17 protein-coding genes are annotated in these 15,498 nt (G+C 60.6%); 3 read left to right on the top strand and 14 right to left on the bottom strand.

Translation table 11 applies throughout. The annotated features are described in order from the left end of the window. Window positions 1-146: 146 nt before the first annotated feature. The gene (nhaA, locus tag HX811_RS26795) at window positions 147-1,334 is read right to left on the bottom strand and encodes a Na+/H+ antiporter NhaA (protein ID WP_003211688.1); all 1,188 of its coding nucleotides are present in this window, start codon (window positions 1,332-1,334) and stop codon (window positions 147-149) included. A 213-nt stretch (window positions 1,335-1,547) separates the two neighbouring features. Here nhaA and HX811_RS26800 point away from each other — a divergent pair, with 213 nt between their 5' ends. Further along, window positions 1,548-2,645, top strand: a complete 1,098-nt coding sequence (locus HX811_RS26800) for a PLP-dependent cysteine synthase family protein (protein WP_177048196.1) — start codon at window positions 1,548-1,550, stop codon at window positions 2,643-2,645. A gap of 135 nt (window positions 2,646-2,780) precedes the next feature. Here HX811_RS26800 and HX811_RS26805 read toward each other — a convergent pair whose 3' ends face one another. From HX811_RS26805 to HX811_RS26815, 3 genes are all read right to left on the bottom strand, one after another. Next, complete coding sequence (locus HX811_RS26805) at window positions 2,781-4,394, bottom strand: NAD(P)/FAD-dependent oxidoreductase (protein ID WP_177048182.1); 1,614 nt, start codon at window positions 4,392-4,394, stop codon at window positions 2,781-2,783. A 107-nt stretch (window positions 4,395-4,501) separates the two neighbouring features. Next, a complete protein-coding gene (locus tag HX811_RS26810; RefSeq protein WP_003211681.1) occupies window positions 4,502-5,173 on the bottom strand; it encodes a COG3650 family protein in 672 nt (223 codons plus the stop codon). 74 nt (window positions 5,174-5,247) lie between these two features. Continuing rightward, complete coding sequence (locus tag HX811_RS26815) at window positions 5,248-5,847, bottom strand: short chain dehydrogenase (protein WP_008432071.1); 600 nt, start codon at window positions 5,845-5,847, stop codon at window positions 5,248-5,250. 104 nt (window positions 5,848-5,951) lie between these two features. On the opposite strand from HX811_RS26815, the gene HX811_RS26820 reads away from it, so the two are divergent. After that, window positions 5,952-6,860 carry a LysR family transcriptional regulator gene (locus HX811_RS26820; RefSeq protein ID WP_177048185.1) on the top strand — a complete coding sequence of 303 codons (909 nt, stop codon included), beginning with the start codon at window positions 5,952-5,954 and terminating at the stop codon, window positions 6,858-6,860. Here the strand turns inward: HX811_RS26820 and HX811_RS26825 are convergent. From HX811_RS26825 to HX811_RS26870, 10 genes are all read right to left on the bottom strand, one after another. Next, a complete protein-coding gene (locus tag HX811_RS26825) occupies window positions 6,857-7,342 on the bottom strand; it encodes a DoxX family protein (RefSeq protein ID WP_177048186.1) in 486 nt (161 codons plus the stop codon). The genes HX811_RS26820 and HX811_RS26825 overlap by 4 nt on opposite strands. Further along, the gene (locus HX811_RS26830; RefSeq protein WP_177048188.1) at window positions 7,339-8,115 is read right to left on the bottom strand and encodes a DUF2063 domain-containing protein; all 777 of its coding nucleotides are present in this window, start codon (window positions 8,113-8,115) and stop codon (window positions 7,339-7,341) included. Before HX811_RS26830 ends, HX811_RS26825 begins: the two co-directional genes overlap by 4 nt. Next, window positions 8,112-8,987: a DUF692 domain-containing protein gene (locus HX811_RS26835; protein ID WP_177048190.1), complete on the bottom strand. Its 876-nt coding sequence runs from the start codon at window positions 8,985-8,987 to the stop codon at window positions 8,112-8,114. Before HX811_RS26835 ends, HX811_RS26830 begins: the two co-directional genes overlap by 4 nt. Window positions 8,988-9,013: 26 nt before the next feature. After that, window positions 9,014-9,319, bottom strand: coding sequence for a DUF2282 domain-containing protein (locus HX811_RS26840; RefSeq protein ID WP_003211666.1), 306 nt, complete (start codon window positions 9,317-9,319; stop codon window positions 9,014-9,016). Window positions 9,320-9,553: 234 nt separating this feature from the next. Then, window positions 9,554-10,255 carry an ABC transporter ATP-binding protein gene (locus tag HX811_RS26845; protein WP_003211664.1) on the bottom strand — a complete coding sequence of 234 codons (702 nt, stop codon included), beginning with the start codon at window positions 10,253-10,255 and terminating at the stop codon, window positions 9,554-9,556. A 1-nt stretch (window position 10,256) separates the two neighbouring features. Continuing rightward, a complete protein-coding gene (gene livG, locus HX811_RS26850) occupies window positions 10,257-11,024 on the bottom strand; it encodes a high-affinity branched-chain amino acid ABC transporter ATP-binding protein LivG (RefSeq protein ID WP_003211663.1) in 768 nt (255 codons plus the stop codon). Beyond that, entirely contained in the window at window positions 11,021-12,274 is a 1,254-nt protein-coding gene (locus tag HX811_RS26855) for a high-affinity branched-chain amino acid ABC transporter permease LivM (protein WP_003211661.1), read from the bottom strand. Before HX811_RS26855 ends, livG begins: the two co-directional genes overlap by 4 nt. Then, entirely contained in the window at window positions 12,271-13,194 is a 924-nt protein-coding gene (gene livH, locus HX811_RS26860) for a high-affinity branched-chain amino acid ABC transporter permease LivH (RefSeq protein ID WP_177048192.1), read from the bottom strand. Before livH ends, HX811_RS26855 begins: the two co-directional genes overlap by 4 nt. After that, window positions 13,194-13,376, bottom strand: coding sequence for a hypothetical protein (locus HX811_RS26865; protein ID WP_003211657.1), 183 nt, complete (start codon window positions 13,374-13,376; stop codon window positions 13,194-13,196). Before HX811_RS26865 ends, livH begins: the two co-directional genes overlap by 1 nt. A gap of 45 nt (window positions 13,377-13,421) precedes the next feature. After that, window positions 13,422-14,549: a branched-chain amino acid ABC transporter substrate-binding protein gene (locus HX811_RS26870; protein WP_177048194.1), complete on the bottom strand. Its 1,128-nt coding sequence runs from the start codon at window positions 14,547-14,549 to the stop codon at window positions 13,422-13,424. Window positions 14,550-14,889: 340 nt separating this feature from the next. Here HX811_RS26870 and HX811_RS26875 point away from each other — a divergent pair, with 340 nt between their 5' ends. Further along, window positions 14,890-15,192, top strand: coding sequence for a DUF2288 domain-containing protein (locus HX811_RS26875; protein ID WP_003211652.1), 303 nt, complete (start codon window positions 14,890-14,892; stop codon window positions 15,190-15,192). Window positions 15,193-15,498 lie beyond the last annotated feature (306 nt).

A 15,498-nucleotide genomic window follows, 5' to 3' on the forward strand; every position in this document is an offset into this window, starting at 1 on the left:
TGGCGTGTTGCATAACGACGTCCGGCGGCGGAGCCGGGAGCACGACGTTATTGCAAGCAGCGGAGGGTGGATGTAGGACGGTTCTGTGAGATGGCGCCGAATGGGCCTAGAGGAGGTTGGAGCCGGCAAGCCGGCTCCAAAAGCGGTTACGCCTGAACAAGCGCCTGCTTGCGACTGGCCATCGCCGTCACTGCATACCCGATCAGCGCCGCCAGTATCGACCCGGTCAGGATGCCCATCCGGTCCATACCCGCGTATTCACTGCTGCCCGGCACAAACGCCAGGGAGCCGACAAACAGGCTCATGGTGAAGCCGATGCCGCACAGGACCGCCACGCCGAGCACCTGGCCCCAGTTGGCGCCGGCGGGCAGTGCGGCAAGGCCGGTTTTTACCATGACCCAGGTGAAACCCAGTACGCCAACGGTCTTGCCCAGCAGCAGGCCGGCGGCGATGCCCATTGGCACGTGGTGGGTGAAGCTTTCCAGGTTGACGCCCACCAGCGAGACGCCGGCATTGGCAAAGGCAAACAGCGGCAGGATCGCGTAGGCCACCCAGGGATGCAGGGCGTGTTCCAGGGTCAGCAGCGGCGATGGCTCGGCGTTTTTGGTGCGCAGCGGGATGCAGAACGCCAATGTTACGCCCGCCAGGGTGGCGTGTACGCCGCTCTTGAGCACGCAGACCCACAGGATCAGCCCGACAATCATGTAGGGCCCCAGCTTGACGACACCCAGCCGGTTCATGGCTATCAAGGCGATCAGGCATGCCGCTGCGCCGGCCAATGACGCCCCGGACAGGTCGGTGGAGTAGAAGATGGCGATCACGATGATTGCGCCAAGGTCGTCGATGATGGCCAGGGTCATCAGGAACAGCTTCAGCGAAACCGGCACGCGCTTGCCCAGCAGGGCCAATACGCCCAGGGCGAAGGCAATGTCGGTGGCCATGGGGATTGCCCAGCCACCCAGGGCGGCCGGGTTGTCCTTGTTCAGCGCCCAATAGATCAGCGCCGGCACGACCATGCCGCCGATGGCTGCCGCTCCCGGCAGTACCACTTGCGAAGGCTTGGACAGTTGGCCGTCGAGCAACTCGCGTTTGACCTCAAGGCCGATGAGCAGGAAGAACAGGGCCATCAGGCCGTCGTTGATCCACAGCAGCGCCGGCTTGGCGATTTTCAGGGCGCCGATTTGTGCGACCACCGGCACGTCGAGAAAACTTGCGTAGAGGTGCGACAGCGGTGAGTTGTTGATGATCAGCGCCAAAGCGGCAGCAGCGATCAGGAGCAGACCGCTGGCGGCTTCCAGCTGGAAAAAACGGGTGAAAGTGCTACGCAGAGGCAAGGGATGCTCTCCAATCAAAGTTCAATAGGTGGGTACCCTAACCCGTACCGTTAGTTGTTAAAACAAAAGTTATATTCTTATTTGTTATAAGGAATCGGTCTGATCACTTGCGCGCCAGACCCCGAAAATTGTGTGTCCAATTGAGTCATGACTGTATCTGTGTGGAGTGTAGGAAACATCCTAAGATCAGGTCTGAAATCCTTAGAGAAACCGATCATGAGCGACAACCGCCAATGGGCCCGCGAAGCCATTCGCATTATTGAAGCGGACTTCCAGCGCAGCGCCGACACCCACCTGATCCCCTTGCCAATGCAGGGTTTGCCAGGTATCGAGTTGTATTTCAAGGATGAGTCCAGCCATCCCACCGGCAGCCTGAAACATCGGCTGGCGCGTTCGTTGTTCCTCTATGCGTTGTGCAACGGCTGGCTCAAGCCCGGTGCACCGGTGATCGAAGCCTCCAGCGGTTCCACGGCGATTTCCGAGGCGTACTTCGCCAGGCTGTTGGGCTTGCCGTTTATTGCGGTGATGCCGGCCACCACTTCCCAGGAAAAGATTGCGCAGATCGCGTTCTACGGGGGCAAGAGCCATCTGGTGCAGGATCCGACGCAGATCTACGCCGAATCCGAGCGCCTGGCGCAGGAAAGCGGTGGCCATTTCATGGACCAGTTCACCTATGCCGAACGTGCCACTGACTGGCGCGCCAACAACAACATCGCCGAATCGATCTTCCAGCAACTGCGCTTTGAGCGTTATCCGGAGCCGAGTTGGCTGATTTCCAGCCCCGGCACGGGTGGCACCACGGCGACGTTGGGGCGTTATGTGCGTTATCGCCAGCACTGCACCCGAGTGTTGTGCGCGGACGCGGAGCGTTCGGTGTTTTTCGACTACTACCTGAGCGGCGATGCCAGCCTGCGTTTGGAGTGTGGCTCGCGTATCGAGGGCATTGGTCGGCCACGGGTTGAGGCGTCGTTCCTGCCGAAAGTGATTGATGCGATGGTCAAGGTGCCGGATGCGCTGTCCCTGGCGGCTATGCATTACCTGGCGCAGCGCTTGGGGCGGCGAGTGGGCGGATCCAGCGGCACCAACCTGATCGGCGCGTTGATCGCGGCGCAGCAGATGAAAGCAGCGGGAGAGTCGGGCTCGATCGTGGCGATCTTGTGCGACGGTGGTGAGCGCTATGCCACGACCTATTACGATCAGGCCTGGCTGGCAGGGCAGGGGTATGAGTTGGAGGGTTTGATTGCGGCCGTTGCGGCGAGTGTCGAGCGGGGGCAACCGTTGCCGGAAAGCATCCTGCGCGCCAATATTTGAAACACCGCATTACCAATGTGGGAGCGGGCTTGCTCGCGAATGCGGTGTGTCAGCCAATACATCATTCGGCTGATCCACCGCATTCGCGAGCAAGCCCGCTCCCACATTTGATCTGCTGCGTTTTCAGCGCAGTGGTTAAGCCTCGATACCCAACATATCCCGCGCCAGCGCCTCGGCAATCCGAATCCCGTCGACACCCGCCGACAAAATCCCACCGGCATAACCGGCACCTTCGCCCGCCGGGAACAGGCCTTTCACGTTCAGGCTCTGCATCGACTCATTACGGGTAATCCGCAGCGGCGATGAAGTGCGGGTCTCGATCCCGGTCAGGACCGCGTCGTGCAGCGAGTAGCCCTTGATCTGCTTCTCGAACGCCGGCAACGCTTCGCGGATGGCTTCGATGGCAAACTGCGGCAACGCCAGCGCCAGGTCACCCAGGGCTACGCCGGGCTTGTAGGATGGCTCCACGGTACCGATGGCGGTGGACGGCTTGCCCGCGATGAAATCACCCACCAACTGCGCCGGTGCTTCGTAGTTGCTGCCGCCGAGGATGAACGCGTGGGATTCCAGGCGTTCCTGCAACTCGATCCCGGCCAGCGGGCCGCCCGGGTAATCCACTTCCGGGGTGATGCCCACCACGATCCCGGAGTTGGCGTTGCGCTCGTTGCGCGAGTACTGGCTCATGCCGTTGGTCACTACGCGGTTCGGCTCGGATGTCGCCGCGACCACGGTACCGCCCGGGCACATGCAGAAGCTGTACACCGAACGACCGTTCTTCGCGTGGTGCACCAGCTTGTAATCGGCGGCCCCGAGTTTCGGGTGGCCGGCGTACTTGCCCAGGCGTGCTGCGTCGATCAGCGACTGCGGGTGTTCGATACGGAAACCCACCGAGAACGGCTTGGCTTCCATGTACACGCCACGGCCATGCAGCATGCGGAAGGTATCGCGGGCGCTGTGGCCGAGGGCCAGGATTACGTGCTTGGACAGGATCTGCTCGCCGCCATCCACCACCACGCCATTCAACTGGCCGTCTTCGATCAGCACGTCGGTGACCCGCTGCTCAAAGCGCACTTCACCGCCCAGGGCGATGATCTGCTGGCGCATGTTTTCCACGACGCCGGTCAGGCGAAACGTACCGATGTGCGGCTTGCTGACGTAGAGGATTTCGTCTGGCGCACCGGCCTTGACGAACTCGTGCAGCACCTTGCGACCGTGGAATTTCGGATCCTTGATCTGGCTATAGAGCTTGCCGTCGGAGAAGGTCCCGGCGCCGCCTTCACCGAACTGCACGTTGGATTCCGGGTTCAGCACATTCTTGCGCCACAGGCCCCAGGTGTCCTTGGTGCGCTGGCGCACTTCGCGGCCGCGCTCGAGGATGATCGGCTTGAAACCCATCTGTGCCAGCAACAGCCCGGCGAAGATCCCGCACGGGCCAAAACCGACGACGATCGGCCGCTCGGTCAGGCCTTCCGGTGCATGGCCCACGACCTTGTAGCTGATGTCCGGCGCCGGGTTGACGTTGCGGTCGTCGGCGAACTTGAGCAGCAGGGCCGCCTCGCCTTTGACTTCCAGGTCGATGGTGTAGATGAAGCACAGCTCCGACGATTTCTTGCGGGCGTCGTAGCTGCGTTTGAACAGGGTGAAATCGAGCAGGTCATCACTGGCGATGCCCAGGCGTTGCACAATGGCAGGCCGCAGGTCTTCTTCGGGATGGTCGATGGGCAGCTTGAGTTCGGTGATTCGTAACATGACAGGAATCCGGTAGGCGGCGGGCAAAGAGGCCGGCTGTTTTGCAAACCGGCGATTATAAGCCCCAACAGCGGTTTCCCGTCATGCTAAAACAGCGCAGGGCGCAATCAGTCGTCTCGCGAACCGCCGAACGACGCGCAACCGCGTTGCACCTGGCCGTTGACCCGCAGCTCGGCGGACATGTGCTGCAGGCTGCCGCTGGCGCTGTCGACACAGCGTTGCGGGGCCACCCACAGTTCGATGTGCTGGTTATTCGCTTCGGTCATCAGGTTGAACCGTCCGTCGCCCGATTGCTCTTCCACATACGGCACGGCCAATGGTGGCTGGCCTTCACGCTCCAGCACCATGCCCTTGGCGGTGACATTCATCGCCCAGGCCGGTTTGTGGCCGTTGGCCCGCAGGATCATGCGCTTGAAATCCGGGTCATCGCAGGCCGAGGTCGAGCGCTCGACACGGTACACCTGTTGCAAGTCCACCGTGCCCTGGGTGCCGCTGGCGACGCCGGAGAACTTGCCACGCAGGTCGGCAAACAGTGCGCCTTGCTGGCCGGCCAGGGAGGCGGCCTCCTGCAGGATGCTGGTGCCACCAGTGTCGTTGACCACATAGTTGCGTTTGTCGTTGCAGGGCTGGAACAGCAGTTTGTCACCCTGGGCCGTCAACTCGCCCTGCATGCGGGTCATCCCGGCGAGAGAGGGCTTGGCCGGCTCGTTATCGAACATCTGGCAGGCGGCGAACAGGGGCAGCAGGGCAAACAAGGCTAGGGTACGGGCGGCACGCATTATCGGGTCTCCTGATAAGTGCCGCCACGTTACGCAGGCTGGCGGTGCATCACAAGCCCGGGACACAGGTTGAATCAACCAACGATAAACGTCTGCCCGGTCTGCAAGCCTTCCACGCTTTTCGCGTAGGCCAACGCCACGTCTGCACCCGGAGCCGGTTTGTACCCACGGAAGTACGGCGCGTAGCTGCCCATGGCTTCCAGCAGGACGGTAGGGCTGACCGAGTTGATGCGCAGGCCGCGGGGCAGTTCGATCGCAGCGGCTTTCACGAATGCATCCAGCGCGCCGTTGACCAGGGCAGCCGAAGCACCGGTACGAATCGGATCGCGGTTGAGAATGCCGCTGGTGAAGGTGAACGACGCGCCGTCATTGGCGAACTCGCGGCCAATCAGCAGCAGGTTGACCTGGCCCATCAGCTTGTCTTGCAGGCCCAGGTCAAAATCGGTTTCGCTCATGTCGCCCAGGGGCACGAAGTTGACGCTGCCGGCGGCGCAGATCAGTGCGTCGAATTTGCCGGTCTGTTCGAACAGTTTGCGGATCGAGGCGCTGTCGCTGATATCGACCTGGAAGTCGCCACTTTTGCGACCGATGCTGATCACTTCATGACGTTGGGACAGTTCTGCTTTCACCGCCGAACCCACGGTACCGCTTGCGCCAATCAACAGGATTTTCATCGTGCCTTCCTCCAGATGTGTAGGTGAGGGTTCAGTCTAGAGTGATTTTTTGCGCGGATAAGTGCACTAATAGGCAACCTTTGGTTTTCAATTGGAAACAATCCATGAGCGAAATGGATGACCTCGCCGCGTTTGCCGTGTTGATCGAAGCCGGCAGCTTTACCTTGGCGGCCCAGCAACTGGGCTGCAGCAAAGGGCAACTGTCCAAGCGCATCAGCCAGTTGGAAGCGCAGTTTTCGGTGGTGTTGTTGCATCGCACCACCCGCCGCCTGAGCCTGACGGCGGCGGGTGCGGCGCTGTTGCCGCAAGCCCAGGCGTTGGTGGTCCAGGTGGAGCGGGCACGTCAGGCATTGGCCAGGCTCAAGGATGATCTCGTCGGCCCGGTGCGTATGACGGTTCCGGTGTCCCTGGGCGAAACCTTCTTCGACGGTCTGTTGCTGGAGTTTTCCCGGGAGTACCCACAGGTGCAGATCGAGTTGGAACTCAACAACCAGTACCGGGACCTGGCGCGGGATGGCTTCGACCTGGCGGTACGTTCGGAGGTCGCCAACGACGAGCGTCTGGTCGCCAAGCCGTTGCTTGCCTGGCACGAGATGACCTGCGCCAGCCCGGCTTACCTGGAACAGCACGGCGAGCCGCTGACGCCGGCGGAACTGGTGGGCCACAACTGCCTGCTGAACAGCCACTACAGTGGTCGTGAAGAGTGGCTGTATCACCAGCAGCATGAGCTGCTGCGGGTTCGCGTATCCGGGACCTTTGCCTCCAACCATTACAACTTGTTGAAGAAGGCTGCACTGGTGGGGGCGGGCATCGCGCGCTTGCCGTCCTACGTGCTGCACGCGGAATTGGCTGACGGGCGGCTGCACTGGCTCCTGCGGGATTATCAGACTCGCAGCATGCCGATGTACCTGGTCCATCCGTATCAGGGCGGCCTGCCGCGCCGCACCCAGGTACTGGCGGATTATCTGGTGGGCTGGTTCAAGCGCAGCGGCGAGGCCCTGGATCGCCTTTAGCGCAAGCGTCGCGCAATCAGGTGATCAATGGAGAAGCAGCCCGGCCCCTTGGCCATCAACAGCAACAACAGTGCGATCCAGGTGCCGTGGGTCGGGTAGGCGTCCGGGTAGACGAACAGCTGGATGGTCAGGGTCATGCCCAGCAACGCCAACGCCGAGAACCGCGTGGCAAACCCCACCAGGATCAGCACCGGGAAAAAATGCTCGGTGAACGCGGCCATATGCGCCGCCACTTCCGCTGACAGCAGCGGCACGTGGTATTCGCTGCGAAACAGCGGCAGGGTGGACGGCGCCAAGTGCGGCCAGCCCAGTTGGAACGTGCTGCCGATCAGGTCCACGGCGAAGCCTTCGACCTTGGTCTGTCCGGATTTCCAGAACACCGCCGCGATGGAGAAGCGTGCGACGAAGGCGATCAGGCTGTAGGGGATTTTCTCGAAGAGCTGGATGATCCGTTGGATCAGCCCGGGAGCGGTGGTGTTCATGGCGATACCTTGGGTTCTATGTGCAAATGGGTGATGGCGCCGTGACCGATCAGCAGGGCCAGGCATTGGTGCAGGTCAAATTCGGCGGCCGCATCGAGGGCGTAGGCCACGGCCATTTCCAATGGCCAACCGTTGTTCAGGCTGTTGATAAACGTCGCTGAGCCGCTGTCGATGTGAAATACCTGCACGTGCAGGCCATTGCGTAGCACCAGCGCGCTTTGGGCATAGAAGGGGTCGAGGGTGGCGAGGGATTCGCCGGTCTGATGCGCCGCCCATAAAGCCACCACGGCGTAAGCCGAGTTCAGGGTGGCCAGGGATGGATGCAGTTGCAGGCGCAGTTCGCCCAGGTTCGACTGTCGTTGCAGGGTGGCGATGACCTCCTGTTGATCCAGCGGCTGTGCGTCTGCCGCGTGGTAGGCCCTCACCCGCAATCGCTCCAGGCGCGCCACGTCAGCCAGGTAAGGCACGCTGGTGGCGGGGGCGAAGCCCTGGATAAAGTCCGCCAGGTCGCCGCCGTATTCATTGATCAGAGGGCTTCTCGGCGGGAAACCCTGGACATACACACCGGCTATCGCCCGAAAAAACTCATCGCCCACCAGTTGCAGGGTGACCGGGTAGCCGGCGGCCAGCGCGTTGATCAGCGAGCTATGGACATTGTTGCGGTACACCGCAAAACGACTGGCTGGATCGGCGCCGTTACGGCTGAACACACCTTGCGGGCAGCTTTCGTCGGGCGACAGCAGGGCGCTGGCAAATACATCCTGGCGGCTCATGTACGCACCTCCAGCAAAAACCGGTCGGCCTGGCGCGCTTCAGCATGCAGCACGCTGAACGCCGGCACCTGGTTGTCGCGTTCAATCAGCGTGGCGACCGGCCCGGTGCGGGTGAGCACGTGTTGGTAGAGCTGCCACACCGCGTTGTCGATCGGCGCGCCGTGATCATCAATCAGCAAACGATCACCGAGGCTGTCGGTGTCTTCGGCAAACCCTGCCAGATGAATCTCGCCCACGGCGTGTAATGGCAAGGCCTCGATGTACTTCAGCGGGTCTTGCTGATGATTGATGCACGACACATACACATTATTCACGTCCAGCAGCAGCCCGCAGCCGGTGCGGCGGATCGCTTCGCTGATGAAGTCGGTCTCTTCCAGGGTGGAGCACTGGAACTGCAGGTAGGTCGACGGGTTCTCCAGCAACATTGGCCGCTGCAGGCGGGTTTGCACCTGGTCGATGTGTTCGCACACCCGCTTCAGGGTTTCATCGTCATACGCCAGTGGCAGCAGATCATTGAGAAACACCGGGCCGTGGCTGGACCAGGCCAGGTGTTCGGAAAAGGAGTGGGGTTGATAGCGCTCGATCAGCGTGGCCAAGCGCTCAAGGTGCTCGTCGTTCAGCGGACCTTCGCCGCCAATGGACAGGCCTACACCGTGCAGCGACAGCGGGTACTGTTCGCGGATCAAGCCCAGGTAGTGATGGAAAGGCCCGCCGGCCACCATGTAGTTTTCGGCGTGGACTTCAAAAAAACCGATGTCGGGGGCAGTCTCGAGCACTTCGCTGAAGTGCTCGTTCTTGAGCCCCAGCCCGGCCCGATGGGGGAGGCCGGGCGCCTGAGCCTGGGAGATGGTGGGAGTGAGTGAGAGCGTCATCGTCAGTACTCAGGCTGCGCAGGGATTCAGGACTTGGCGGTGAAGGCAGCTTCCTGGCCGAAGCCGGTTGGCGAGGTGGTGCTTGGGGTTTTCAGGCAGGTACCGGCCGGGACCAGTTTCCAGGCGTTGGCCTGATCCTTGACCTTCGAGGTGCCCGCGCAGGAAGTGCCGGCGCCTGCAGCGCAATCGTTCTTGCCGGCTTCGGCCACACCGAAGCATTTCTGCATGTCGTCAGCAGCGTGGGCGGTGGTGGTCAGGGCGGACAGGCTCAGGGCCGAACCCAGGGCCAGGACGAGGGTGGCGGCGGACAGCGAGCGGGTTTTGGTAGTCATGGTGTATCTCCAGCAGTGGGTTGAGTTGGCAAGCATGTTCGCCTGCTTACACCACTAGAGAAAGGGGGAAGGGATTCGTTACAAAGCCGGGGAAAATAATTTCAGGTTTCGCAAAACAAATGTGGGAGCTGGCTTGCCTGCGATGCTGACGCCTCGGTGTTTCAGTTCCACCGAGGCGATGCTATCGCAGGCAAGCCAGCTCCCACAGAGGCCGGCTTTTACTTCCAGGCGGCATCAACCGCCCAAATAAGCCTCACGTACTTTCGGATCGGTCAGCAGTTGTTCGCCGCTGCCCTGCATCACCACGCGGCCGTTTTCCAGCACATAGGCGCGGTCGGCAATCTTCAGCGCCTGGTTGGCGTTCTGCTCCACCAGGAACACCGTCACACCGTCCTTGCGCAGCTGTTCGATGATGTCGAAGATCTGCTGGATGATGATCGGCGCCAACCCCAGGGACGGTTCGTCCAGCAACAACAGCTTGGGCTTGCTCATCAGCGCGCGGCCGATGGCGAGCATTTGCTGTTCGCCGCCGGACATGGTGCCGCCGCGCTGGCTGAAGCGTTCCTTGAGCCGCGGGAACAGGTGCAGCACCTTGTCCATCTGCTCCTGGTAATCGCCCTTGTCGGTGAAGAACCCGCCCATGGCGAGGTTCTCTTCCACGGTCAGGCGGGCAAATACCCGGCGGCCTTCCGGAACCACGGCAATGCTCTTGCGCATGATCTCGGAGGAGGCCTGGCCCACCAGCTCCTCACCCATGTAGCGGATGCTGCCGCTGTGAGCCTGGGGCGAACCGCACAAGGTCATCAGCAGCGTGGATTTACCGGCACCGTTGGCGCCGATCAGGGTGACGATTTCGCCCTGGCGCACTTCCACGTTGACGCTGTGCAGCGCCTGGATCTTGCCGTAGAAAGTGGAAACGTTTTCGAATTGCAGCATTTTACGCTTCCCCCAAATAGGCTTTGATCACTTCCGGGTTGTCGCGGATCTGCTCCGGCGTACCGTCGGCCAGTGGCGTGCCCTGGTTGATCACGACGATATGGTCGGAAATGCTCATGACCAGTTTCATGTCGTGTTCGATCAGCAGCACGGTGGCGTTGTTTTCTTCACGCAGCACACTGATCAGCGCCTTGAGGTCTTCTGTTTCCTTCGGGTTCAAGCCGGCGGCCGGTTCGTCGAGCATGAGGATCCGCGGACGGGTCATCATGCAGCGGGCGATTTCCAGGCGCCGTTGCTGACCGTAGGCCAGGGTGCCGGCAGGACGGTTGGCAAACTCGGTGAGGTTGACCTTGTCCAGCCAGTACGCGGCATATTCCATGGCCTCGCGCTCGCTCTTGCGGAACGACGGCGTCTTGAACAGGCCGGCAAAGAAGTTGGTGTTCAGGTGGCGATGCTGGGCGATCAACAGGTTCTCGACCGCCGTCATGTCCTTGAACAACCGCACGTTCTGGAAGGTGCGCACCACGCCCTTGCGGGCGATCTCGTGGCCGGCCAGGCCCTGGATCGGCTGGCCGTCCAGCAGGATGGTGCCGCCAGCCGGCTTGTAGAAGCCGGTCAGGCAGTTGAACACCGTGGTCTTGCCGGCGCCGTTGGGGCCGATCAGGGCCACGACTTGTTTCTCTTGCACGGTCAGGGCCACGCCGTTGACCGCCAGCAAACCGCCGAAGCGCATGCTCAAGTTTTCGACTTTCAGGATCTCGCGGCTCATTTGCGCAGCTCCATGTGGGGACGTTGCATGGGCAGCAGGCCTTGAGGTCGCCAGATCATCATCAGCACCATCATGGCGCCGAACATCAACATGCGGTATTCGCTGAATTCACGCATCATTTCCGGCAGCAGGATCATCACGATCGCCGCGAGGATCACGCCGAGCTGCGAGCCCATGCCGCCCAGTACCACGATGGCGAGGATGATTGCCGACTCGATGAAGGTGAACGACTCCGGGGTCACCAGGCCTTGGCGCGCGGCGAAGAAGCTGCCGGCAAAACCGGCGAAGGTCGCCCCGAGGGTGAATGCCGAAAGCTTGATGACTGTCGGGTTCATGCCTAACGCACGGCAGGCGATTTCATCTTCGCGCAGCGCTTCCCACGCACGGCCGATCGGCATGCGCAGCAGGCGGTTGATCACGAACAGCGCCGCCAGTGCCAGCAGCAGGGCCACCAGGTACAGGAACACCACTTTGCTCACCGGGTTGTAGTCGATCCCGAAGTACTCGTGGAACGTCTGCATGCCTTCGGCCGCGGTGCGGTCGAACGTCAGCCCGAAGAACGTTGGCTTGGGAATGCTGCTGATGCCGTTGGGGCCGCCGGTGATATCGGTGAGGTTACGCAGGAACAGACGGATGATTTCACCGAAGCCCAGGGTCACGATCGCCAGGTAGTCACCGCGCAAGCGCAGTACCGGGAAGCCCAGCAGGAAGCCAAATGTGGCTGCCGCCATGCCGGCCAGTGGCAGGCAGATCCAGAAGCCCCAACCCAGGTAATGCGAGAGCAGCGCGTAGGTGTAGGCACCCACCGCGTAGAAGCCCACATAGCCCAGGTCGAGCAGGCCGGCCAGACCCACCACAATGTTCAGGCCCAGGCCCAGCAACACGTAGATCAGGATCAGCGTCGCGATATCCACCGCACCACGGGAACCGAAGAACGGCCAGATCAACGCAGCCACGATCAGCCCGATGATGATGTAGCGCTGGGTGCGCGGCAGGGTCAGGAACTGGCTGACCTTGGGCGATACCAACGGGCCACGGTTGGACTTGAGGAGCGCACCGACCTGTTGGGTGAACAGCACGCGCAGGAACATCAGCACCGAGCACAGGGCAATGATGGTCAACGTCACGGGACCGGTGCCATGCACTTCAAGGTTGATCCCGACAATGCTCAACTTGAGCCCGAGTACCGGGAAGGCCACGGCCCAGACCAGCAAGGCGCTGAAAAACGCCGATTTAAGATATCTGCTCATACTTTCTCAACCTCCGGACGGCCCAGAATGCCGGTCGGCCGGAACAACAGCACCAGAACCAATAGACCGAATGCCACCACGTCCTTGTACTGGTCGCCGAACACATCGGCGCCAAAGGCTTCAGCCACCCCCAGCACCAGCCCGCCGAGCATCGCGCCCGGAATGCTGCCGATGCCGCCCAATACCGCCGCAGTGAAGGCCTTGAGGCCCACCAGGAAGCCGGCGTTGGGGTTGATCACGCCGTACTGCATGCTCAGCAACACGGCAGCGATAGCCGCCAGTGCGGCACCGATGACGAAGGTCAGGGCGATGATGTTGTTGGTGTTGATGCCCAACAGGTTGGCCATCTTGATGTCTTCGGCGCAGGCCCGGCAGGCGCGCCCCAGACGGGAGCGGGAGATGAACAGGGTCAGGCCAAGCATCGCCACCAGGGTGACGACGAAGACCAGGACCTGCATGTAGGAAATCAGCACTTCTTGTGCGCCGCCTGGGCCGAAGGAGAAGTTCCCCGGGATCAGGTTGGGAATGGATTTGTCCTTGGAATCCTGGGACAGCAATACGGTGTTCTGCAGGAAAATCGACATGCCGATCGCAGAGATCAGCGGGATCAAGCGGTTGCTGCCACGCAAGGGGCGGTACGCAACGCGTTCGATACTGTAGCCATAGGCACTGGTTACGACGATGGACGCCAGGAACGCAGCGGTCATCAACAGCGGCAGGGAATGGATACCCAGCATGGCCAGCCCGGCAAGGGCGATGAAGGCCACGTAGGAACCAATCATGTACACCTCGCCATGGGCGAAGTTAATCATTCCAATGATGCCGTAAACCATTGTGTAGCCAATGGCTATCAAGGCATAGGTGCTGCCAACGGTCATGCCGTTAACCAGCGTTTGGAAAAAATGATAGATCTCAGGCATTACAGCGCTCCTAAAAACCCGATACGCATTTCACTGGTGGAGTCAATTTCCGGCTCGGTGCCCTGTTCTGTGATCAGGTTGCACAAAGCGTTTGCCAGCGAACCGCTGGTGACGGTTTTAAGATTTTCAGGTGAGCCAGCGCCCGGATCGCGGGTGACAGGCCCATAAACCTCGTAAAACAAAGCCCACTGCTTGCACAGTGGGCTTGTTGACCAGTAACGCCTGGCTTACTGAGGGGAAACTTCGGTTTTTGGTTTGCCGAAGTGCCATTCGTAGACCACGAACTTGAAGTCCTTCAGGTCGCCCTTGGCGTCGAAGCTCAGGTCGCCGGTCGGGGTCTTGAAGGTACCGGCGTGGATAGCCGCTGCCACCTTGGCGGTGTCTTCGCTCTTCGCGGCAGCGATACCGCCGGCGATCACTTCAACAGCCGAGTAGGCCGGGAACACGAACGGGCCGCTTGGGTCTTTCTTGTCTGCTACGAGAGCATCAACGATGGCTTTGTTTGCAGGGTCTGCGTCGAAGGATTTCGGCAGGGTAACCAGCAGGCCTTCGGAAGCGTCCTGGGCGATTTGCGAGATGGAGTCGTTGCCGACGCCTTCAGGGCCCATGAACTTGGCGTTCACGCCTTTTTCCTTGGCTTGGCGCAGGATCAGGCCCAGCTCAGGGTGGTAGCCGCCGTAGTAGACGAAGTCGACGTTGGCTTGCTTGAGCTTCTGCATCAGCGAACCGAAGTCTTTGTCGCCAGCGTTGATGCCTTCGAAGAGGGCAACTTTCACGCCTTTCTTCTCGAGGGTTTGTTTAACGGCGGTGGCGATGCCTTCACCGTATTGCTGTTTGTCGTGGATAACGGCTACGACTTTCGGCTTCACGTGGTCGGCGATGTAGTTACCGGCGGCAGGGCCCTGGGCGCTGTCCAGGCCGATGGTGCGGAAGACCAGTTTGTAGCCACGGGACGTGATTTCCGGGCTGGTGGCAGCCGGGGTGATCATGATCACGCCTTCGTCTTCGTAGATGTCGGATGCTGGCTGAGTGGAGCTGGAGCAAAGGTGACCGACCACGAACTTGACGCCGTCGTTGACCACTTTGTTGGCTACGGCCACGGCTTGTTTTGGATCGCAAGCGTCGTCGTATTCCTTGGCTTCGAGCATTTTGCCATCTACGCCGCCCTTGGCGTTGATGTCGGCGATGGCCTGCTTGGCACCCATGAACTGCATGTCGCCGTACTGGGTCACAGGGCCGGTTTTAGGGCCGGCAATACCGATCTTGATGGTGTCAGCTGCGAACGAATGGCTGGCAACCCCGGCCAGGACCATAGCGGCAAACAGTTTGGAAATCTGCTTAGTAGCCTTATTCATAGTGCTCCACTCTTACTGTTGTATTTTTTATAGTTCTAGCGGCCTTGTGAGCTGCAGAACCGGATCAGATATCTCGGATATCCCCCGGCAGCGGCCTGGCAACTGTACCGGTACAGTGTAGAGCGCCGGTTGATCGCTTGAAAAGCTGGCTGCTGGGGGCAAAACCCGGGTATGTCGCTTAAATGAAAGAAAAAGACAGAATTGCGGCGGGGTGATGCCAGAGTTTCGGGCAATCCTTGGCTTTCCTGACACTTTCGTTCGGTGCCTCATTTGCAACTGGGTTTTTCTGCCTGGGGCTCGACGGTATGATTGCGCCGATTTTTTCTTCAGGTGAACTCCCATGACGCAAGAACCTAGCACCCTCTATGCCAAGCTGCTTGGTGAAACTGCCGAAATTTCCTGGAAGGAGCTTGAGCCGTTCTTTGCCAAGGGTGCCCTATTGTGGGTCGACGCCGGGCTGGATTTGATCGAGGCCGCCGAGGGCATGGCTGAGGATAACCGTGAGAAAGTCGCTGCCTGGCTGGCTGCGGGGAGTCTTGGCGAGGTGTCTGCGACGCGGGCATTGGACCTGGTTGAGCGGGACCCGAGTTTGTGGGCGGTGGTGGTTTCGCCGTGGATTCTGATCCAGGAAAGGGCAGTGTAGGAAATGCATGCGCGAAAAAGGTGCGTGATTTTTCCGAGTTTAAGTGTGTAGGCGGGTAACTGCATTTGCGGTGATGGCACCTTGCCGTAGAGAAAGGTCACAGGCGGGGGTTACGTGCGCGTCATGGGAACAGTTTTGGTAGCGGCGGAGTGCGGGGGGAATTGTTTCTGGGTGTGAGTTTTTTTTGAGTACATATCCGTTATTTAGGTAACGGCTACTTAGGGTTCCGCTCTTACAGCGGGTCACTTTTGGCAAACGCCCCAAAAGTAACCAAAAGGTCTTTGCCCCACCACTCGGTGCCTCGCC

The organism is Pseudomonas sp. F8002, from assembly GCF_013385495.1.
Classification (GTDB): Bacteria; Pseudomonadota; Gammaproteobacteria; order Pseudomonadales; family Pseudomonadaceae; genus Aquipseudomonas.